18 protein-coding genes are annotated in these 21,060 nt (G+C 59.9%); 3 read left to right on the top strand and 15 right to left on the bottom strand.

The genetic code is table 11. The annotated features are described in order from the left end of the window. Window positions 1-3: 3 nt before the first annotated feature. Genes tssM through tssA form a run of 14 tightly spaced genes read right to left on the bottom strand, consistent with a single transcriptional unit; the run spans window position 4 to window position 18,168 of the window. A complete protein-coding gene (gene tssM, locus NDJ82_RS06330; protein ID WP_250925119.1) occupies window positions 4-3,369 on the bottom strand; it encodes a type VI secretion system membrane subunit TssM in 3,366 nt (1,121 codons plus the stop codon). Window positions 3,370-3,384: 15 nt separating this feature from the next. Beyond that, entirely contained in the window at window positions 3,385-4,248 is an 864-nt protein-coding gene (gene icmH / locus NDJ82_RS06325) for a type IVB secretion system protein IcmH/DotU (protein ID WP_250925118.1), read from the bottom strand. Between the two features lie 5 nt (window positions 4,249-4,253). Beyond that, window positions 4,254-5,582 carry a type VI secretion system baseplate subunit TssK gene (tssK, locus tag NDJ82_RS06320; protein ID WP_250925117.1) on the bottom strand — a complete coding sequence of 443 codons (1,329 nt, stop codon included), beginning with the start codon at window positions 5,580-5,582 and terminating at the stop codon, window positions 4,254-4,256. 1 nt (window position 5,583) lies between these two features. Continuing rightward, the gene (gene tssJ / locus NDJ82_RS06315; RefSeq protein ID WP_099583217.1) at window positions 5,584-6,054 is read right to left on the bottom strand and encodes a type VI secretion system lipoprotein TssJ; all 471 of its coding nucleotides are present in this window, start codon (window positions 6,052-6,054) and stop codon (window positions 5,584-5,586) included. 5 nt (window positions 6,055-6,059) lie between these two features. Next, on the bottom strand, window positions 6,060-7,241 hold the full coding sequence (gene tagH / locus NDJ82_RS06310) for a type VI secretion system-associated FHA domain protein TagH (RefSeq protein WP_250925243.1): 1,182 nt from the start codon (window positions 7,239-7,241) through the stop codon (window positions 6,060-6,062). Window positions 7,242-7,257: 16 nt separating this feature from the next. Next, window positions 7,258-7,389: a type VI secretion protein gene (locus NDJ82_RS06305; protein ID WP_099583216.1), complete on the bottom strand. Its 132-nt coding sequence runs from the start codon at window positions 7,387-7,389 to the stop codon at window positions 7,258-7,260. Between the two features lie 59 nt (window positions 7,390-7,448). After that, a complete protein-coding gene (locus NDJ82_RS06300; RefSeq protein WP_250925116.1) occupies window positions 7,449-8,975 on the bottom strand; it encodes a sigma-54 interaction domain-containing protein in 1,527 nt (508 codons plus the stop codon). Continuing rightward, window positions 8,972-11,410 (bottom strand): AAA family ATPase, encoded by a 2,439-nt coding sequence (locus NDJ82_RS06295; RefSeq protein WP_250925115.1) that lies wholly within the window; start codon window positions 11,408-11,410, stop codon window positions 8,972-8,974. Before NDJ82_RS06295 ends, NDJ82_RS06300 begins: the two co-directional genes overlap by 4 nt. A 12-nt stretch (window positions 11,411-11,422) precedes the next feature. Further along, on the bottom strand, window positions 11,423-12,430 hold the full coding sequence (gene tssG / locus NDJ82_RS06290) for a type VI secretion system baseplate subunit TssG (protein WP_250925114.1): 1,008 nt from the start codon (window positions 12,428-12,430) through the stop codon (window positions 11,423-11,425). Further along, a complete protein-coding gene (tssF, locus tag NDJ82_RS06285) occupies window positions 12,394-14,181 on the bottom strand; it encodes a type VI secretion system baseplate subunit TssF (protein ID WP_250925113.1) in 1,788 nt (595 codons plus the stop codon). The genes tssG and tssF overlap by 37 nt, the downstream gene beginning before the upstream one ends. Then, window positions 14,171-14,572 (bottom strand): type VI secretion system baseplate subunit TssE, encoded by a 402-nt coding sequence (gene tssE / locus NDJ82_RS06280; RefSeq protein ID WP_158877675.1) that lies wholly within the window; start codon window positions 14,570-14,572, stop codon window positions 14,171-14,173. The genes tssF and tssE overlap by 11 nt, the downstream gene beginning before the upstream one ends. A gap of 14 nt (window positions 14,573-14,586) precedes the next feature. Next, the gene (tssC, locus tag NDJ82_RS06275; protein ID WP_250925112.1) at window positions 14,587-16,062 is read right to left on the bottom strand and encodes a type VI secretion system contractile sheath large subunit; all 1,476 of its coding nucleotides are present in this window, start codon (window positions 16,060-16,062) and stop codon (window positions 14,587-14,589) included. Between the two features lie 28 nt (window positions 16,063-16,090). After that, a complete protein-coding gene (tssB, locus tag NDJ82_RS06270; RefSeq protein WP_112195675.1) occupies window positions 16,091-16,588 on the bottom strand; it encodes a type VI secretion system contractile sheath small subunit in 498 nt (165 codons plus the stop codon). A 32-nt stretch (window positions 16,589-16,620) separates the two neighbouring features. Then, complete coding sequence (gene tssA / locus NDJ82_RS06265; protein WP_250925111.1) at window positions 16,621-18,168, bottom strand: type VI secretion system protein TssA; 1,548 nt, start codon at window positions 18,166-18,168, stop codon at window positions 16,621-16,623. A 474-nt stretch (window positions 18,169-18,642) separates the two neighbouring features. Between tssA and NDJ82_RS06260 the strand changes: the two genes are divergently transcribed. Further along, the gene (locus NDJ82_RS06260; RefSeq protein WP_099583207.1) at window positions 18,643-19,158 is read left to right on the top strand and encodes an Hcp family type VI secretion system effector; all 516 of its coding nucleotides are present in this window, start codon (window positions 18,643-18,645) and stop codon (window positions 19,156-19,158) included. Window positions 19,159-19,211: 53 nt separating this feature from the next. Here NDJ82_RS06260 and NDJ82_RS06255 read toward each other — a convergent pair whose 3' ends face one another. Beyond that, complete coding sequence (locus NDJ82_RS06255) at window positions 19,212-20,033, bottom strand: aldo/keto reductase (protein WP_250925110.1); 822 nt, start codon at window positions 20,031-20,033, stop codon at window positions 19,212-19,214. Window positions 20,034-20,139: 106 nt separating this feature from the next. Here NDJ82_RS06255 and NDJ82_RS06250 point away from each other — a divergent pair, with 106 nt between their 5' ends. Both NDJ82_RS06250 and NDJ82_RS06245 read left to right on the top strand, forming a co-directional pair. Further along, window positions 20,140-20,634 carry a DUF1543 domain-containing protein gene (locus NDJ82_RS06250; protein ID WP_099583205.1) on the top strand — a complete coding sequence of 165 codons (495 nt, stop codon included), beginning with the start codon at window positions 20,140-20,142 and terminating at the stop codon, window positions 20,632-20,634. 89 nt (window positions 20,635-20,723) lie between these two features. Continuing rightward, a complete protein-coding gene (locus NDJ82_RS06245; protein ID WP_005788801.1) occupies window positions 20,724-21,005 on the top strand; it encodes a peptidylprolyl isomerase in 282 nt (93 codons plus the stop codon). Window positions 21,006-21,060 lie beyond the last annotated feature (55 nt).

Below are 21,060 nucleotides of genomic sequence, written 5' to 3'. Positions count from 1 at the left end.
GCCTCACAATTGTTCCGGCAGACGGAACGTGCGCCACGTCGCCAACTGAAACGGGCCTGGGTGGCGTTGGCTGGTGAGCAGGAAGTTGGCGCGCAGGCCAGCCAGATCGGCCTTGAGCAGGTGTGCATCCCGGCCGCTTGCAGGCTCGCTTTGCATCAGGTCGAAAAACCGGAATAACGACCAGGGGCCGGTGTTTTTTTCAATACCCAGCGGCCGCTCCGCGCCCCGCTCCAGCACCAGGCTGCTGCGGCCATTGTCTGCGTCATTTGGCCAATGAAACGCCATCGGCACGATCGGGCCATGACGGTATTCAAGGTGTTGCCCACCAATGCTCAGAATCGCGCGGCTGACGGCCTGATCCAGACTGTAGGGCGCCAGCGTGAAGCGGACCGCCCAGTCCCCCTGTTCTTCAGTAAAAAAACCATGTCGAATCATCTGGGCCTTTGTCAGTTGCTCCAACAGCGAGCGCGACAACGGCAGGCTCCGGCCATCCAGGTTGCGCAGGCGATAGCGGCCACCCTCGGCACCGACAAAGGGCCGCAGGTAGCTGTCGTAAAAGCGCGCCATGCCTCCACGAGGTTTGAAAAACTCCTGGAAATCGCCCAAGGCAACGTCGCTGCCGGCGTGGGCACTGAACGGGTAGCGGCGCTGAATCGCCTTGGCGTAAAACCCGTACACCTCAGTTTGATAGCGTTGATTGACATGCACATAGGCGTCATCAAGCAGCAGTCGCCAGCTCTCATCGGCGATGTCGCCAAACCAGCCCTTGAAAGGTTGCGGCAGGCGCACTGCAGCATCACGCACACGGCCCAGCAGCGGCTGCTGCCCTTCCATGCGTTGCTTGACCAGCTTGAACGCTGCCTGCTCCGGCGCGCCCTCGCGGTTCAGTGCCGCCAATTGCAGCTGCCATTCATCCAGCAGTCGCAACGCCTGCATCAGTTCTGCGCCTGGGTTCTGCTCGGCATCCAGCAACTGATGCAAAGGTTCGAATCGCCGCTGCAAAGCACGTCGCGCAGAATCAGAAGCCGCCGGTACCGACAGCTGGCTGGTCAGCACACTGGACGCCGCCTCTTGAACCGCCTCCCCCATTGCCTGAAGACGATCGCTGGCCGCCGACAAGCGGGTGTTCTCTCGCACCTGCTGCAACAGTTGCACCAGCGGTGATTGCACTGACGCCAATCCGGCAAGCCCATCGGCATGCTGCCGGAGGCTGTCGCTGCGCTGCAGGCTGATCCGCCCCAGAGCCTGGCTCCAGGCATCCGCGTACTCGCTGAAATAGCGTTGTTCCAACTCCAGCATCAACTGGCGCAAATCCATGGCGCTCAGATCGCCGGCCTCCCCAAGCACCCAGTTATCCTGGGCGATTGCGTTGACCAGACGGGGGCCGTGTTTTTCAAAATAGTGCACGTACCGTTTGGTGTAGAAACCCGGTATCGGCTGGTCGACAGCGGTGAGGCCCAGCCCTTCTGGCAGACGATGGGGCTCCAGGTTCCTGGCCTGGTCTCGCAGCACCCGATAGACCACATCCGCCAGCGACTCACCTCGTAACGCCTGCCGGGCCTGAGCCACCAGCTCGGTGTTCAGGGGCGCCTGGAAGGGTTGTTCAAGCATCCGCGAGAGGTGTTCGTTCAAGCGGCTCTGCGTCGAAGCCTCTCCGGCATACCGGGTGGACCAGTGACCGGCCATGTGCTGTGCCAACCAAGTGGTATCGCGCCGCTCCCGCAGGTTAAGCATCAGGTAGGCCCGCAGCATGTCCAGCAGCCTCTCGCGATCATCAAGACTGGTCCGCACCTGTTCTTCGAGCAACGAGGTCACCTGCGGTAGAAACTGCTGGTGCAGCGCCTCTTCATAGGCACTGATCAACGGTGCACGACTCACCTCGCCTTGATACAAGCCGGCCCTCTCCGTCCAGCGAGCCTCTCCCACCGACGGAAATACACGGGTCGCGGCCAACAGACCGTCCAGCAAGGGCAGCAACGTCAGGGTTTGGTCTGCGGCGGACGGACCCGGGGGCGGCGAGTTGACCAGTTCCGCCAGCTGCATCAAACGCTGGTGGTTGACCCCATAACTGTGTGCCCACAGGCCTCCTGCCCCGGTGATGACCAGTATGGCGGTCAACGCCAGCAACCCTTGGCGTTGACGGATGCGTCGGCGCTCCGGTGTCTGCAATCCCGCGAGATTGGCCTCGGCAAAAATCACTCGGTTGAACAGGCCCTGGACGAAGTGGGAGCGCCTGTCGTCAGTCTGCGCGCACGTCAGGTAAAACCCGCGCAATCCGTTGATACGCTGAAAGCGGTGTGCGGAGAACGCAGACTCCACAAAAAGACACAAACGCTCACCAATCTGCGCAGCCTGCCGAGGAAAATCAAGCATCTGGCCACGACGCCCGACATCGCGTTCCTGGTGCAAACGCGGGATCAGCTCCGCTGCAAGGCGTTGCAACAGCGCCTCGAACGCTTCGCGCACCTGGGTCATTTCGGTACCGGCGGCGCTGGTAGTCAGCCGCTCCCCCAGCAAGGTGTCGACGCTGTCGCCGTGGGAGGCATCGAAGAACTCGGCGAAACCCGGCAACCGGTCTGCCTGGGTCAGCACCAGATAAACCGGCACGTCCACATGCAGCTTCTGCTGGATATCCTGCAAGCGGCTGTGTACGTGGCGCGCATGCAGGTCCAGGTCGCGCTCGTGGCTGCCTAGCAGTGTCTCTACCGCCAGCGTCACCACCACGCCGTTAAGCGGGCGCGCCCGGCACCGCCCTTTGAGCAAGCCCAGGAACGTCGACCAGCCGGCCCCATCGACTGCGCTATCAGGCTGGGCCAGGTAGCGCCCGGCACTTTCGACGAGTACGGCTGCGTCAGCCAGATACCAGTCAAAATACTGAGTTGCGCCCGGCGCCATCGCCCCGTCCCGATCCAGCGGGAACGGTGAGCCGCAGGCCGCCAGCAATTGGGACTTGCCACTGCCCTGTTGGCCGATCAACAGGTACCAGGGTAAATCGTTGCGCCAACGTTCACTGCGCTCACCATAACGGTGGGAGATTTTCAGCGCGTGCAACGCCTCCTTGAAACGGCCGCGTACATGCCGGCGCTCATCGTCAATCAACCCCTGGCGTTGATCGCGTGCCTGCTGTTCAGGTTGGTTGATCCGTGCGGTACGACGTGCGCCCACCACGACCATCGCCAATCCCCACAGCAGCAACAGGCCACAGATGCTCAGCAGGCGAGACGTAGCACCTTGCCAGAACCGGTGGTCGTCCACCGCCAGCAACGGCCCGAAAAACCACACCAGCAGCGCGCTGGCCAACACGATAAACAGGCTCCAGACCCAACACTTGCGCAGCACTGTGCCCACGCCCTTGAAGAATGCGTTCATTCATTGCTCCCAGCGTTACAAGGACGACCGTATCTGATCCGGCGCCAAAGGTTGAAAGGATTGCAGCACCGTCATGCGTTCAGTGCCCAGGACCCAGGCAAAACCTGAGTACATCGCCAGCAAACAGACCCATGTGAAGATCACGACCCGGGTAACGGAAATAATGCGCAAGCGTGCACCTGCCGCTGGGACAGTCGCCGTTGGCGCCGTCATCGATGGGCGATCACCACGCACGTGCCTGATCTGTCGGTACAAACCATCGCGCACGGTTTCCAGCTGCGACCCTCCACGATCCAGGACCCGGTATTTACCTTCAAAACCCAATGACAGGCACAGGTACATCAGCTCCAGCATGGCCAGGTGCTTGACCGGATCACGGGACAGGCGCTCCAGCAGCTGGAAGAATTTCTCCCCGCCGAACGTTTCATTGTGAAAGCGGCTCAGCAGGCTGGTCTTCGACCAGTCACTGCGATTGCCCCAAGCGGTCGTCACCACGGCTTCGTCAATCACGCTGCAGAGCACATAACGCGCCGACATGACCTGACTGCTTTCTGCGCCCTGGTACAAGGCACGTGTTTCAAACGCGGTAATTCCCGAGGACAACCGGTCGTTGAGGCTCTGCAGGCTTTCCCGTCCGGCGTCGCTTTTGAGCTGAACCACCTGTGACAGCAGTTCCCAGGCGGCGGCCACCAGAGTGTTGGGCCCTATATTGAAGCTTTGTACCCCTTGCTGGCCGGCGGTATAGATCATCCGGTCTTCCAGGTGTTCGAAGCGCGGGGGCGTGGGGAAATCCGTCAACGCCACGTGCGCCGGGGCGCGGCCATCGCGGTCAAGCAGCACGGTTTTTTCGTCCTGCGGGTATTCACTGTCCATAGTCATGGCGTTCAGTTCCTGATGGCCCAGAAGTTGAGTTCAAGTTCGGCAAACTCGCCGCTGGCATGAAAGGCAAAACCACCGGATTGCTCCAACTGCGTGATGTCACGGGCGCCGAGTTCGAGCATGAAATAGGTTTTGCCGGCGTGAAATGGGATCTGTCGCGGCGCTACCGGCAATGGCTTGACCTTGATACCGGCCAAGTGCAGGTTGACCAGCTCGCGGATCCGCTCCACCGGTCCGATCTTGAGGTGCGCAGGCAGGCGGTGGCGCAATTCATCCGAATCACACTGAGCGGTCGCCGCCAGAATGAACGTGGCCGTGCCCAGCAATTTGAGGTCACTCACCGGGCACACCAGCACACCGTACTGACGCTGTTGCAACACCAGCTCAATGGCATGTTGCTCCAGCACCGACGACAGCACCCCGCGCACGCCCGCCATCAGGCCGCGAAAGCTCGCGGCCTGGTCACAATGCCGGTAATACCCTTCCAGCTGCGCACGTTTGCTGTCGGTGGCAAACGTGGACAACTCGCCGAGAACCGACAGCAACTCTCGATACAAGGCTTCCGGACGCACCTGCGTCTGACCCAGGTAGTGCCGCAATACCAGCTCCGTGCGATTGATCAATTGCAGCATCAGAAAATCGCCGACTTGAGCGCCCGATGCTCCACCATTGCCCTGGATGCGTTCGGCAATCGCATCCCCTCGGGTCGCGAGCAGGCTGAGTACTTCCTTGATGCATGACCATACGTAACCTGACTGCTGCAGATAAATGAATGTCGGTACAAAATCCGTGTCCAGCCGCACGCCGCCCTCAGGGGTCGAGTCCAGCACCTGGGCAACCTGAAGCTTCACATGGAGCGGGTCACTGGATTGCTCTCCCAGGAGCAATCGCAGGTCCGGCCGTGCGCAGTTGATCCGACAACGGGACTCGACTCCGGCGTTGGAGTCACCGATCTCCGACTCACAACTGACGTAACGTGCCAGCACTTCGCTTTGCTCTTGCCTGCGCACTTCTATCTGATTACCGACGACCAACGGCAACGCGAGGAACACCGGTTGCCCGCCTGTGTTGGCGGGCACCTGCAATACCAGCGGCGCCATCGCTGCGTTCAGCTCGAACAGGCTGCCATCAGGGAAGACACCACTGGCTTGATTCACGACCACTTTGCCCATGTTGAGGTACTGCACGTCGACCTCCAGACTCAGGAATCCCCAGCCATCACTGCCGAGCAAGCGGGTACGGTTGAGCTGCTGATGGTAATAGCGGTCGTTGTGCTGCAAATGCTGGGGGCGCAGCAGCATGCCTTCCTGCCAGATGACTTTATGAATTTCCATTTCAATCTTCCCTTCTGCTGGTTCGGATACCCGACTCGTCAAGAATCAGGTCCGCCCGTGTCAGCCGTTGCCGGGTCACGGGAAGCACAAACCGCCACTGCACGTGGGGCAGATTTCGATAGGCAGCCAAAACGCCGATATAACGACTGTGTGGTTCGACACTGAGCTTGAGCGCCAGCTGTTCACCAGGGCGCAGCTCCAGCTCTTCGCCATTGACCCAGTCCTTGGGTAATGACTGCTCGGCGCGACTATAGAGACTGAAGAAATCAGCATTTTCGAACGCCACCGGATGCCGTAGCTCAATCAGGTGCACAACCACTGGCGACGGACGACCGTGCAGATCCGGGTTGACGGATTCGCTGGCTGCCAACGTCAGATCCAGCTTGGTCAAGGTGGAAATGGGTGAGACGCCGGCGCAACCGGCCAACAGCCCCAGAACGACAAGCATTGACACAAAAGGGATTCGATACATGACCATCATCCTGAGCAAGCCGTAAGCAACGTGGAGACAAGGCGCACCTGCTCTTTGTAGGCGTTGGAAAAATCGTTGCGCAACAGATGTTCGCCTGAGGCGGCCTCATCGATCAGCCGGCGATGATGAAGTTGGTAAGCCCGCCAATGAGCACCGTCGGTAGAGAACCTGCGCGGCTTACCTTGGCGTTCGAAGCACAGCCGCAGATGGTCGGGTGCAAAAGCTGCCAGCGCGCCCCGCATGGCGGCGCGGCAGGCCACAACCAAGGCGAGTTGATGGATTTGGATCTCCCGGCATACCTCGGCAACCGCCAATTCGGCCGAACGCTGGCCTACCTCGGCGCTGCTCAAAAGCGACGCCAAGGTGGCCTGTATATCGGGGCAATCCTTCAGGGGATTGGGGCCTTTGAGCGGCGACGTGGCCCAGTCCAGATTCAATTCACTGTTGAGTTCATCGCGGGTTCGCAGGCTCTGCTGCAAGCCTTCGATAGATTGCCTGCACAGCCCCGCCACCTTGATGGCCATGGCCTCGCGACCCGCCGTGTCGAGCGCATCCAGATCCATGCCCAGCGCTTCACCGAATTGCGCCCAGAAGACTTCCGTTGCTGGCGCAGCCACCGCAGCGGGTTGAGTACAGGCCTCGCGTGTGCCGGGCTCGGCCCATCTCGGCACGATCATATGATCGCGCTCTACCGCGCCGTGAGAAAACGTGCCGCCCGGCGCCTGCGCCGCAGATCGCCAGGTGTCTGGTTCTTCGGACGACGTGCTGTCCGAGGGTTCGTGCTCCAACACCAACGGGTCCAGCCCGAGGAAGGCATCGTCAGGAATCGGGTCAGTGCTGGCAAACGCTCGCCGGTCCCGCGTCGAGCCCTGCCCCGTCAAGCGTGCGCGAATATCCATCGAGCCGACCTGATAGACATCACCTTCGTTGATCAGGCGAGCCTGGCCCTTCAGCAAACGCTCGGTACTTCCCGACACACCAATCCCGTTGCTACTGATATCGGTGAGAAAGTACTGGCCGCCTCGGTAACTGACCAAACCATGTTGACTGGAGAGCAAACGGCTGGGGTCGGGGATGACCCAGTCACAACCCGAGCCACGGCCGATCACGCCACCGACGCCGTCAAAAACCTTGCCGGCAGGCGGTTCACCGTCCGTGGTATTGCACACCTCTAACACTAACTGCATGGCAGGGTTCCCCAGTTCAATGGCCGCGACGGAGCGCATGGGGATCACCCAGCGGACGGTAGTCGGCATCATCAAAAACGTAATTGGCGTTACAGCCGCCCAGTAAACACAGTGCAAGCGCCAGGGCTTGCCATGGACGAACAGGCATCAGGTATCTCCACGAAAAGTAAGGCCGGCGACGGCGCAAAAAACCCACATATTCTGCATTCAGCACTCTCCTTGGGCGGCGCCACAGGGGATGTTCAGGCGTGCAAGGCGATAGAGCAGCGTGCGACGTGCAACCCCCAGTTCGTGAGCGGTACGGGTTCGATTGCCACGGTTTTTGCGCAGGCAATCGATCAGGAACACCCGTTCAACTCGCTCCAGCCGCTGGCGCAACGTTGCATCCGCCGCCGTAGCCTCAGGCACTGGCGCGAGAGATAGATGTACCGGCAAGATCACGCTGTCGTCACAAAGCAATACAGCGCGCTCCACCAGGCATTTAAGTTCGCGGACATTGCCTGGGAAGGCGTGACTCGACAGTTGGTCCAGGGCTGCGCTGGACCACTCCACCGCAGTACGGCCCAGCGCGGTACAGGCGATATGCGCGAAATGTCGCGCCAACAGCAACACGTCGCCCTCCCGTTCACGCAAAGCCGGAAGCTCGATAGGGAATTGCGCCAACCGGTAATACAGGTCCTGGCGAAAACTGCCTTCGGCCACCATCGCCGCAAGGTCACGGTGGGTCGCCGCGATAATGCGCACATCGACCTTATGCGCAGCGCTGGCGCCCAACGGACGGATTTCTCCTTCCTGCAAAACCCGCAGCAGCTTGGCCTGCAGCGACAGCGGCATGTCGCCGATTTCATCAAGGAGCAACGTGCCTCCGTCCGCCGTATCGAATAGCCCGGCGTGGTTGCGCTCAGCGCCAGTGAAGGCGCCTTTGCGGTAGCCGAACAACTCACTTTCCAGCAGGCCTTCGGGAAAGGCGGCACAGTTTTGCACCACAAAGGCTTTGTTTTTGCGCGGCCCTGCCCCATGGATGGCCCGCGCCACCACCTCCTTGCCGGTGCCCGTCTCGCCGCGCAGGAGCACGGTATAGGGTGTGTTCAGTACCTTGCCGATCAAGCGGCAGGTTTCATCCATGGCCGCGCTCTTGCCGATCAGCCCATACACCGTACGCGGTATCGGCATGCAAACCTGGGCGCCGCCGGGCGCGGGGCGCATACGCCGCAACAAGGCAAGCTGGCTCAAGGCGAAGCTGCCCAACTGGCCCAACGAAGAGGCATATTCCTGCAAGGACACCGGGTGCTGGCTGGCGCACAGCAACACGCCGGCAACGGTTTTGCGCCGACCGAACAACGGTACGCAGCACAACGACCGCCAGGGCATTGCCACTGCCGGCAAAAACCCGCTTTGGTACACGCTACCAGGCAGATCTTCCAGGCTCAGTGGACGGCACTGGCTGAGGACATAGTCCAACAACTGCTCTTGCTGGAAGTCAGGTCCGCAAGCCTGATTACACGGGGATAGTGCTCCAGGCAAATGCTGGGCAATCAGGTCGAGTCGACCCGTCGCCTCATCGCGCCAATACAACTGGCTGAGTTCACATTGACTCAGTTGCGCAGCCGCCGCGACGCACAGGTCCGGCAACGTACTCTCATCACTGTCGATCCCCATCCGGGTGATCCAGGCCAGCAACGCATCGGCATAGGCCAGTGGCTGGGGTAATTGGGCGAATGCACTGTTCATCATCGGCTGAACTCGCATACCGGCTGCCCGTCACCATCCAGGCGTGCATGAACCCTCGACAGAGACTCACCGATGGTCATCGCCTCCAGCAGTCGATCGACCATCTGTGGCAACAGGTGGAGCTCGATCCATTGGTCGATATACCGTGCCCCGCTGTCGCTATGGGAGCAACGCTCGGCCATATGAGCAAGCAGTTCAGTTGCGTAGCTGAATACCAGCTTGCGCGACTGCAATCTTCGCCCCAACTGGTCGAGCTTGAGCCTTGCCAGGTCATGCAATACATCACCCGCGACCGGGTAATAAGGCACGACACGCATCCGGGCGAGCAGTGCTGGCTTGAAATAGTCGCGCAGCACGGGGCGGATTGCGTCTTGCAGCACTTGAGCGTCAGGCCGTTGGCCGCCTGCGCATAAGTCGACGATGCACTCGCTGGCCAGGTTGGAGGTCATCAGGATCAGCGTGTTGCGAAAATCGATTTCCCGTCCTTCACCATCATTGGCCAGCCCCTTGTCGAAGATCTGATAGAACAGATTCAACACCTCCGGGTCGGCCTTTTCGACTTCGTCGAGGAGCACCACCGAATAAGGTCGCTGGCGCACAGCCTCGGTCAACACCCCGCCCTCGCCGTACCCGATATAACCGGGTGGTGCGCCAATCAGCCGTGACAAGGCGTGCTTTTCCTGAAACTCCGACATATTTAGCGTGGTAACAAAACGCTCGCCGCCATACAGCAAATCCCCCAGAGCCAAGGCGGTTTCGGTCTTGCCCACACCACTCGGGCCCACCAGCAGAAACACGCCGACCGGAGCATCGGCCTTGTTCAGCCCTGCCGCCACCGCGCGCAGGTTGCGATCCAGCGCCTGTACAGCAGGTTCCTGGCCGAGAATGCGTGAACGCAGCGCATCGGCAAAACCGAGGACCGCTGCGCTGTGTTCAAGGGACAGCTGTTCAAGCGGAATACCCGTCCAGGCGCTGATGACCTGCGCCACCATCCGCGGGCACACACGCACCGGTTCCGCCTGAGTTCGCTGTTCATGCCAGCGCTGTTCCAACGGCTGACGCTCGCTCTCGATAGCCGCCAGTCGAAGGCTCAATGCGTGCATGGCCTGCTCATCCACGGGGAGCCCGGCGTCCCTGTCTCGACTCAGCGCCTCGCGCTGGCGCGAGCCTTCAGCCTGTTGGGTACTCAGGCGCTCCAATGCCTCGGGCGCTGTTACCTGGCTGATTCGCGCACGTGCGCAGGCGGTATCCAGCACATCCACGGCCTTGTCGGGCAGTTGCCGACCGGCGAGGTAGCGGGCGCTCATCTGCGCGGCTGCGACGACAGCATCGTCGCGGATGTACACGCCGTGACTGGTCTCATACGCCGGAACCAGCCCGCGCAGGATCGAGATCGCCTGCTCCACACTGGGCTCGCCAACCAGCACTGGTTGGAAACGTCGGGCCAACGCCGGGTCCTTCTCGAAATACTTCTTGTATTCCGACCACGTGGTGGCCGCGATGGTCCGCAACTCGCCCCGCGCCAGCGCCGGTTTGAGCAGGTTGGCCGCATCGCCGGCACCCGCCTGCGCACCGGCACCCACCAGGGTATGTGCCTCGTCGATAAACAGAATCACCGGCTTCGCAGAGGCGTTGACCTCATCGATCACGCCCTTGAGGCGCCGTTCGAATTCACCTTTGATACTGGCACCTGCTTGCAACAGGCCCATGTCCAGGGTCAGCACCCGCACATCCTTGAGCGGGTCAGGCACCTGTGAGTTGGCAATGCGCAAGGCGAGGCCTTCGACCACGGCGGTCTTGCCCACCCCCGCCTCACCGACAAGGATCGGATTGTTCTTGCGCCGGCGCATAAGGATGTCGATCAACTGGCGAATCTCAGCATCGCGACACAGCACCGGATCGATACGCCCTTCGCCTGCCTGGCGCGTCAGGTCATGGGTAAAACGTTCCAGCAATGACTCGCCGCTGGTCACCGGCCTGATCTCGGGTACCTGGCTCAACGCAACATCGCGGACGCGCTGTGCGTCCAAACGGCTCAACAACGCCTGATAGCCACTGCCCGCATGCTGCAGTGGGTGGCGCAACAGCGCCAGTAACAGGGCGCCATGGTCCACTTCGGTCTGACGCAGTTCCAAATGCGCAACCAGCAACGCCTGTTGCAGCCATTGCACAAGCGCCAGGGCAAACACCGGATTACGCGACGCGCTCGTCTCGCATTTGGGTTGCAGGGCGGCTTCCAGCTCGCCGACTTCAACCCCGGCATCGGCCAATGCCCGTTCCAGAAGCCCACCGCTATGCTCCAGCAGGGCCAGCAGCAAGTCTTCTACCAGCACCTCCCGTCCGCCCCGGGTAACGCAACGCTCGGCCGAGCGTTCCAGGTCTCGACGAACCCCGGGGCTCAGCGTCCGGATAAGTTGTTGCAGGTCTACATTCATCATAATCATCAGTCCCTATTGAGCATTGCTGGCCACAATGACCACACCGTCAGCGCACTCATGTGCCAGCCAACTGGTCCAACCCAGCCGACAGACGTTGTGTTCGCCGAGGTGCAGTGGCCTGATCTCGTCCCTGGCCAACACCAGGCGCAGGTCATATTCCAGTGGGTCTCGTGCGGTCAATCGCACCAACGAGCACAGTTGGGGATACTCCGGACCATTGGGCAAAAACCCATGAAAACGCCGCCAGTCCAGGCTCTTTACATGCACCCTGAACTTGCTGCTGCGGTCGGCGACCCGGCACCCCAATACCTGGTCCAACCCCAGCAAACTGTTGGCACCACCCAGCCGGTTTTGCTGCTCTAGAGCAATGCCAACCGTGCGCTCAACCCACTGCTCGATGTACACGCTGCTGTGCTTGAAGTAGTAACGCAGGACTGTCTCGATCAGGGCCGCCGAATGAGCCCGCAGGCTCAGCAGCCCCAGGTAAGGCAGCAACCGTTTGCAGTCCAACTGCGTCGCATCACGGATGTGCCTGCTCCCCAACCCCACCAGGGCAAACATCTGCTCGGAAAAGGCGTCGCTGGCTCCCGTCTGAAACCGCGCTCGATAGCGGTATTTACGCCAGATCGGCAGCATCAGTCGTTGCAGGCGGTGATGAAAAAGGTCCAGGAAATCTCGCGTAGTCGTACCGCCTACCCCTTCGGCAAATGCCTGCTCGCCATAGAACGCGGGCAATGGAGAGCCCGCACCGCATAACCCCAGCACGTTCAGGCGAAGACGCGCGTGCAACTGATCGCGCTCGACAAAAAACTCCAGCCGATCAATATCGTGACCGGGGAAACCAAGACCTGGGTTGGCCTGAAACTCCAACCGGTCATACAGCGCGTTGTCATCCAGCAACGGATGGGCATCACGCAGACGTTTGATCACCTGCAAAATCGCCTGATACAGCGAATACTCGCGAATGACACGGGACAGTTCGGTCAAAGCAGGGGCTGCTGGCCCATCCTGGGTGGCCATAGGTACACATCTCCTTGTGTGCTGATGACGCGTAGTTCATGGAAGGCATTGAGGCTGGCGTAAAGCGCGAAGAACTCGTTGAGCACCGACGCGAACACAAACACTTCGCCCGGCCCCAGGAAACCGTGTGGATCAACGGTCAGGTCGATCCGCAATCCCCGATAGGGCATTCCACGGTGCAAGCGGTCGACGGCGGTATGGCTGATGGACTGCAACGCACCTAACCTGATCTGGCTGACCTTGCGTGCCTGTCGATCGTGATAACGCGGCAGGTCATAGGTTTCGAGGATCACCTTCAGCGCCTTGATATCGCTCAGTGACAGATAGTTGAGTGACATGTTGCTGATAAGGCGCCAGAGAAAGTCCTGATCCAGGGGCGGCGCATAACTCGCGGTCGGCACGCTGATATTGCGAAATGACAACCCCTCCGGTGTCTGCTCACAGGGTTGGTTGATCTCACCGGCCAGCAGTTGCCGAGGCAGGTTGTGATTGGTACAGGTCAGCTCGATCGACAGTGTTTCCTGTGCATGCCCATGGCCGTTGCCCAGGCCCAGCCAGGTATCGAGTCCCGCGTGCTGTGTCGACTCGCGTTGGCGAATGCTGTAGCTGTTGGGCGCTGCCGATGCGTCCGTATCACTGTCATGCTCGAAGGATTCAAACGGTACGTAAGCCGCATACCCCAAGCCGCCAGGGCGCCAGCCCGTGACCTTGTCTACGGAAAACACGCTGGCGTTAGCGCGCGCATACTCGCCGGGAATCAGCAGGTATTCGTCCTGCTTGCCCTCAAGGCGAATCGGCACCGCATCATGCTGGAACAGGTTGACGATGGGCGTGCAGTACAGCTTCACGTTGTCCAGCGTAGGGCACTGCGTAGCCTGGCTCTGGGTATGTAACCCGAAGCACAGCTTCACTCCGCGGATTTGCTTGAGTACGTCCTGGGGCAACTGCTGCAGCACATCCAGCCCTTGCACATCGACGAACAGGTATTTTTCCGGGAAAGCGAAATATTCCTGAAGGTGACGGTATCCGCGAAAGGTGTTCTGCGGGTAGGGAATCAGCGCATGCAGCTCGCAGAACCCCACCGGCTTCACCTGATCGGCGCCAACTCGCAGGCACAAAGCCTGGCCATCCGCCCCCTTGATTACCAGGCCATCGCAGCCGAATGGCTGCAACTCGATCCCGTCAACGTGGCGCAACAGACTCAGGTACAACCCCTGACTGACATAACGGTCTCCCGCCAGATGCAGGCGCACATGATCGAACGACCACTCACTGAAATTGCCCTCGGCACTCATCTCCAGACGCAGGCTCAACAGTGCCCGCTCGCCTTGGGGGCTGTAATCCAGTGCACTCAGTTGCAGTGGCAGGACCCGGGTGGCGTAGCAGGTCCGAAAACGGCAGCGCTCGCCGTTAATCGCCGAGCTTTCCACGGGGGTGTCCCGTGGGACCATCACACCCGGCCCAACCTGCTTCAACGGGTCAAACTGCAAGATGCTGAACGCCGGTGTCGGCCGCATGTAGTTGGGCCACAGCAGGTGCATCAAAGAGTGAGTCAGTTCAGGTAACTCGTCATCCAGCTTCTGGCGCAGGCGACCCGTGAGAAAGGCAAAGCCTTCCAGCAGGCGCTCCACATCGGGGTCCTGACCAGCCTCGCCAAGGAACGGGGCAAGCGCAGGATTACGTTCAGAGAAGCGCCGGCCCAACTGACGCAACGCACTGAGTTCACTTTGGTAATACTGGTTAAAGGACATCAGGCAACACCTCTACCTGCCCGGCGTCACGCAGGTGCGCGGTGAACGCCACAGGCTGCGTCTCACCGGCTATGCATAACGTGGCGTCGATGGCGAATGCCAAGGCCAGAGGATCATGACCACGCGGCAGTGCCCTCACGCGTACCTGCTTCAAGCGTGGCTCGTAGGCCCGGATAAATCGCTCGATCAACACGCGCGACTGGCTCAACGACTCATGCAGGCTGCGGTGCATATCATTGAGGTCCGGCATGCCGTAATCCGGCAGTGTCTGTACGCTGCCGGCACGGATGCTGAGCATTTTCCCCAAGTGAGCCGCAACGGATGTCACACCGTTTGCCGGGTCAGCCGCAGGCTGTTCAAGTCGCTCGAAAAGGCTTCTGTTGCGGGTCATCCCTTGGCCCCTGCTCATTCTTTATCGAGCTTGCCAACCAGGGACAGCGTGAAGTCAGCCCCCATGTATTTGAAATGCGGTCGCACACTCAGGTTGACGCGATACCAACCCGGCTCGCCCTCGACGTCACTGACAACGATGCGCGCGGCGCGTAATGGCCGTCGCCCACGCACTTCTGCGCTGGGGTTTTCCTGGTCGGCAACGTATTGGCGAATCCACTTGTTGAGCTCCAGCTCCAGATCGGTGCGCTCCTTCCACGAACCCAACTGCTCCCGTTGCAGGACCTTGAGGTAATGGGCCAGACGGTTGACCACCATCATGTAGGGCAGCTGCGTGCCCAGGCGGTAATTCAGTTCGGCTTCCTTGCCCTCGGCGCTGATGCCGAAACTCTTGGGCATCTGCACGGAGCTGGCGGAGAAGAACGCGGCATTGTCGCTGCCCTTGCGCATCGTCAGGGCAATGAAGCCTTCCTGCGCCAGTTCGTATTCACGACGGTCGGACACCAGTACTTCGGTGGGGATCTTGGTTTCGATCTCGCCCATGCTGTGAAAGTGATGCAAGGGCAAGTCTTCCACTGCACCACCGCTTTGCGGGCCGATGATGTTCGGGCACCAGCGGAACCGCGCGAAGCTGTCGGTCAGGCGCGTGGCAAAGGCGTAGGCGGTATTGCCCCATAGGTAGTGCTCGTGACTGTTCACCACGTTTTCCCGATACGCAAACGTCTTGACCGGGCACTCCAGGGGATCGTACGGCGTGCGCAGCAGGAAACGCGGCACGGTCAGCCCGAGATAGCGCGCATCTTCGCTCTGGCGCAAGCTCTGCCATTTGGCAAACTGCGGGCCTTCGAAGTGGTCCTTGAGATCCTTCAGGTCAGGCAGGCCGGTGAAGCTTTCCAAGCCGAAGAAGCCTGGCCCGGCGGACGCGATAAAAGGCGCATGGGCCATGCATGCCACGCTGGAGGCGTATTGCATCAGCTTCACATCGGGGGCGCTGGGAGACAGAAAATAGTTGGCAATGATTGCGCCCACAGGCTGGCCGCCGAACTGACCGTACTCAGCGCTGTAGATATGTTTGTAGAGCCCGGACTGGGTCACCTCAGGCGAGTCTTCGAAGTCATCCAGCAGGTCCTGGCGCGAAACGTTGAGCAGTTCGATCTTGATGTTTTCCCGGAAGTTGGTGCGGTCGACCAACAACTGAAGGCCCTTCCAGGATGACTCCAGGGCCTGGAACTGCGGATGGTGAAGAATTTCATCCATTTGCTGGCTGAGTTTCTCGTCAATTTCAGCAATCATCCGGTCGACCAGGCGCTTCTTGACCGGTTCTGCGCTGTTCTGCGGCTTGATCAGCTCTTCGATAAATGCCGAGACGCCACGTTTGGCAATGGCGTAAGCCTCGTCGTCAGCACTCAGCAACGTTTGAGCAATGATGTGATCGAGAATGCTGGACTCGTCAGCGGTGGGTACAGGCAACGTTTTTTGCTGTGTGGTCATGGTGTCAGTGTCCTTTTACTGAAAATGCTCAGACGGTGTGGTCGCTCAACCCCAGCTCAGCCAGCACCCGCGCGCGGGCCCCGTCATCGGCCAGCGCCTGCTCGATGGCCTTGCGAAAGCTCGGTGTGTTGCCCAGCGGCCCTTTGAGCGCCATCAACGCTTCACGCAGCGCCATGAGCTTGTGCAGCTCGGGAATCTGTTCCACCAGGCTCGCGGGGTTGAAATCCTTCATCGAATTGATGCGTACCTGAATCGCCAACTCTTCGACGTCGGGGTCGGCCTGGAGGCGATTGGGCACATTCAGGGTCAGGCTCAGCGCCTGCTTGGCCAGCACCTCGTCAAGGGTGTTCTTGTCGATGGCGATAGGCTTGCGATCTTCAAGCTTTCGCACGTCCTCACGCTGGGTGAAGTCCCCCAGCACCAACAGTTTCAATGGAAGTTCGACCTCTTCCTGCGCACCACCGATAGCGGGTTTGAAGGTGATATTGATGCGTTCCTTGGGTGCTACCGAACCTTCTTTGGCCACGGTATTTCTCCTTTTATGGATGGCTCGAAAGCCTATTCAAGTACCGCTTCGAGATCGAAGAGGCACAGCCTGCGATGGGTGTCTTCCTTGCGCTCGCGCACGGCGTGGTCTTGGGGCATCAGGTCGCAACAGCGGTACAAAAGTTGGGTCACCTGAAGGGCCAGCTCCGGCTCCCAGCGCTCCAGGCCCGTGCGCTGGAGTTCGAGATCCAGGTGTTCCAGCTGAATCTTCGCCAGCTCATGTTTGCCCGCCTGTATGCACACCCGGGCCTGAGCCAGACGCCAATGAAATCGGGCGCGGTCTCCGCGGGCGGCATGCAAGCCCTGCTTGAGTTCCTGTACCGCAGCCTTGAGCCCATCCTTGCGCAACCGGGGCACCACGTTCTGCAAGGCGAGCTCCCATGGCTCACCGTCAACCACCACGCCGGAGGCCTCCGGGGATTGCAGGTGAGGAGAAACGTGCAGGGCGATCCAGTCGCGGGTCATGGCGTCGGCAAAGGGCGCGCCATCGAAAAAGCGAAAGTCCGGCAGATCGGGCAAGCGTTGCAGCAACAGGGCGAAGCTCACTTCCAGCTCGGTCATGGCCAGGCCAGCCTGCTGGGCTTCAAGGCATTGCCAGAGCATGCGCACGCCGTCGAACCAGAACATCGCGCTTGAGAAACTGGCCTCAAGTTCAAGGATCAGGTCGGCATGATGGCCTTGGGCAAAGCGCTCGTGATAACGCTTGAGTTTGTCGGGCGCAGGACCACGCAGCGCAGTGAGCCGCTCACTGTCGGCGTCCGGATAGCTGACGAGAGCCAGCCATGCCAGTGTCCGGTTCAAGCGCAAGGCACGCAGGTCGGTGGCGCTCTGGCGTAACCACCAGGTACACAATGGACGGGCCTGTTCCTGTAACGCGCGCAGACATTTATGCGCGTCTTTTTCGTTGTTTACCGTCGGTTCGGCTTTAAGCCGTTCAGTCGCAGCCTGTTTGACTTGGGCAATCACACTGCCCAACCCTACGGCAGGCGTTTGGCCTTGCGCGGCGCGAGCCAACAGCTGGTCCCATTGCCGGCGAATCGGCAGCAGCAACGGCGCGTCATCCGTCAGATGCTCAGCCCACAGCTCATCAAGGCGCGCCAACTGCTCAAGTAAAGCTCGGAATACAGGTTGCTGGCCCTGAAGAGACAGGCTTTGCGCCGCCAGTGTTTCTAGGCGCAAAACCAACCAGCCGAACGCAGCGCCACGGGTACGCAGTTTTTTCGGATACACCGCCGACCAGTGATGCTCACACAGCTGGCGCAGCAAACCGAGGCCTGCCAGGAGCCCGGTAAAGGATTCGCGCTGGTGCAACGCCCAGGTCAGCCAGACGGCCACCCGCAGATCCTTGGAGTGCTCGCGCAACAGGTACTCGCTGGTCTCCTGGATCTTCTGCCAATCCGGTTGGCCGGCGCCATGTATGGACTGCCCCTTTCCCAGTTCGGCTTCCAGCGCTTCGTATTCAGCCGAAAAGCGCATATCGCTGCCCGCAAAACTTGTTGGAGAACAGGGTAACTGGGCAAGTTCACGGTAATAAGCGCAACGCTTTTCTGAATAGTCCATTTGAAACCGTATGCGACTGATCGATACATTATCGACAGACCAAGCGAACTAAGCAGTCGCATCAGAATGCCATCCAAACTTTGTAAACCTGCTACAAAGTTCAAAAACATTAGCCATGCTAAGCCCAATCATCAAGCATCGGAACCAAACTTAAGAAACATCCTACAACCCAATTAAAACAGGGCATGCGCAGGTTTTTGCGCAGTAAAAACAGGATAAACTGCCCAACCTACTCAAGAGACTCAATATCCAGCGCATTGAGACATGAGCAAACAAATGCGCACTTATGCGCAACTAAATTCTTATAAAACCACTAAAATCTGCCCACAACTCCCAACATCCAGCAAACTGCGATCACATCCCTTTGTTTTTATTAGCTTGCGCATTTTCCGGCACAGTTCTTGTTGTAGGCATTTGACCAGTCGGCGCAGTTGCCGATTGGAATTACTTTTTAATCAGGCAAGGAAACCAGTCATGCCAACACCCGCGTATCTCTCTATCACCGGTGTAAAACAAGGTTTAATCACGGCAGGCACATTTACCCAGGACTCGGTAGGGAATATTTTTCAGGAAGGCCATGAGGACCAGATTCTGGTGCAGGCGTTTTCCCATCAGGTAATCATTCCCCGCGACCCACAGTCGGGTCAGCCAACGGGCCAGCGGGTGCACAAGCCGCTGATGGTCAGCAAGGTGTTCGATAAGTCCTCACCACTGCTGTTCAGCGCATTGACCAGCGGTGAAGAGGTCAAGTGCCGGCTGGAATGGTTTCGCACGTCCTCGGCCGGCACCCAGGAACACTACTTCACCATTGAGCTGGAGGGCGCCACCCTTGTAGACATCCAGTCGCGCATGCCCAACTGCCAAGACCCGGACAATGCCCACTTCACACATCTGGAGGACGTGTACTTCACCTATCGCAAGATCGTGTGGACACACGAAGTGTCCGGCACGTCTGGGTCGGATGACTGGCGCAGCCCGGTAGCCGGTTAACTCGGGCCCGCGCAGAAACGGCCGCCACGGATGGCGCCGTTTCTGCGAGTAGGCTAAACCATCGCCAACGAGTGCTTGCGCTTGGGCGCGCCGAACACACGGTCGATGGCGTCGAGGTCATGCTCGTCGAGCAGCAGGTTGGCGGCGGCTGCGTTCAGTCGCACGTGCTCCGGCGAAACAGCCTTGGGAATAGCGATCACACCCTCTTGGCGCAACACCCAGGCCAGGGCGACCTGGGCCGGTGTGACCTCATGGCGATGGGCGATCTGCTTGAGGGTCGCACTGGACAACAACTCACCGCCCTGCGCTATCGGGCAGTACGCCATCAACGGCAGGTAATGTTGCTGCCACCAGGGTAGGAGATCGAATTCGATGCCGCGCTCTTCGATGTTGTAGAGCACCTGGTTGGTTGCGCAGGCAGGGGACGCAAGCTCCTGCAGGTCTGCCACGTCGAAATTGGAGACGCCCCAACGACCGATCTTGCCGGCTTCGCGCAGACGCTCAAACGCTTCAACGGTTTCTTCAAGCGGGTATTGGCCACGCCAGTGCAGCAGGTAAAGATCGATGTAGTCAGTACCCAGCCGCTGGAGGCTGGCTTCGCAGGCACGCGGGACGCCCTTGTGGCTGGCATTGTGCGGGTACACCTTGCTCACGATGAACACCTGGTCACGTTTGCCACGAATGGCTTCGCCGACCACCGTCTCGGCGCGGCCATCGCCATACATTTCAGCGGTGTCGATCAGGGTCATGCCCTCGTCGATTCCCAGTTGCAACGCCGCGACTTCGGCGCGGTGCTGGTGCGGGTTTTCGCCCATGCGCCAGGTGCCCTGGCCGATGACAGGGACGGGAACACCCGCCAGATCAATGGTACGCATGACAACCTCCTGATGAGTTCGCGGATTAACAGTGTGGCATTGGTCGGACAAAAGCGTTCAATCGCAGTATGGTTGGCCTTTGCCAAGTCGCGAGGAAAGACCCGCAATGCTGTTTGTCGTGATGCTCGGGGGCAAGCACCCCAGGGCGAAAATTGAAGTGCACGATGTGGTGTTCGCCGCTGCGGATACGCTGGAGGCCACTTATCCGCAATTGCGTGACGGTTGGTTTGGCAGCCCCAAGGGCGTGCATATCGACTCGTGGATGGCCGTGGATGGCGTCGACGGCTGGAAGGTCGAACTCAGCCATCTGGCACCCCAGGCGGACGCGCATCACCTGTACTTCATCAACCTGGGCGGTTATGAAGCGAACACCTTTGGCGAAGCCCATCACTACCTGCTGGTGGTCGCGCGCAACAAACAGCAAGCCATGGGCATGGGCAAGCAGCAGATGCGCGGGCATTGGTCCCAGGCCCATACCGATGGTGTGCTGGATATCGACGACTGCCTGCCCATCGACCTGGTGGATGGGCGCTACCTGCACCTCGTCCAGGCGCCGCACCGGGCAATCCTGCAGCGCAACGACTATATCGTGCTGCCCTGAACCCAACCGATCAAATACCGGGAACTTTGCCAGGAAATAACCGCCTGAATCCGGTAGGCTCACCCTTTTTACTCAAGGAGTTACTCCCCATGGCCAAAGCCACCGCCCGTCACATCCTCGTTTCCACTGAAGACAAGTGCAACGAACTCAAGGCCCAAATTGAAGGCGGCGCCGATTTCGCAGAAATCGCCAAAGCCAACTCCAGCTGCCCGTCCAGCCGTCAAGGCGGCGACCTGGGTTCGTTCGGTCCAGGCCAAATGGTTAAAGAATTCGACACCGTGGTATTCAGCGCCCCGGTCAACACCGTGCAAGGCCCGGTGAAAACCCAGTTCGGCTACCACCTGCTGGAAGTCACCAGCCGCCAGGACTGATCCAGTCCGCGCTGATGCAATAAACAACGGCCCGCCTTTTGGTGGGCCGTTGTGC

This window comes from Pseudomonas sp. SR18 (assembly GCF_023701505.1).
Lineage (GTDB): Bacteria > Pseudomonadota > Gammaproteobacteria > Pseudomonadales > Pseudomonadaceae > Aquipseudomonas > Aquipseudomonas cyclaminis.
This window is presented reverse-complemented; position numbering and strand designations above follow the sequence as displayed.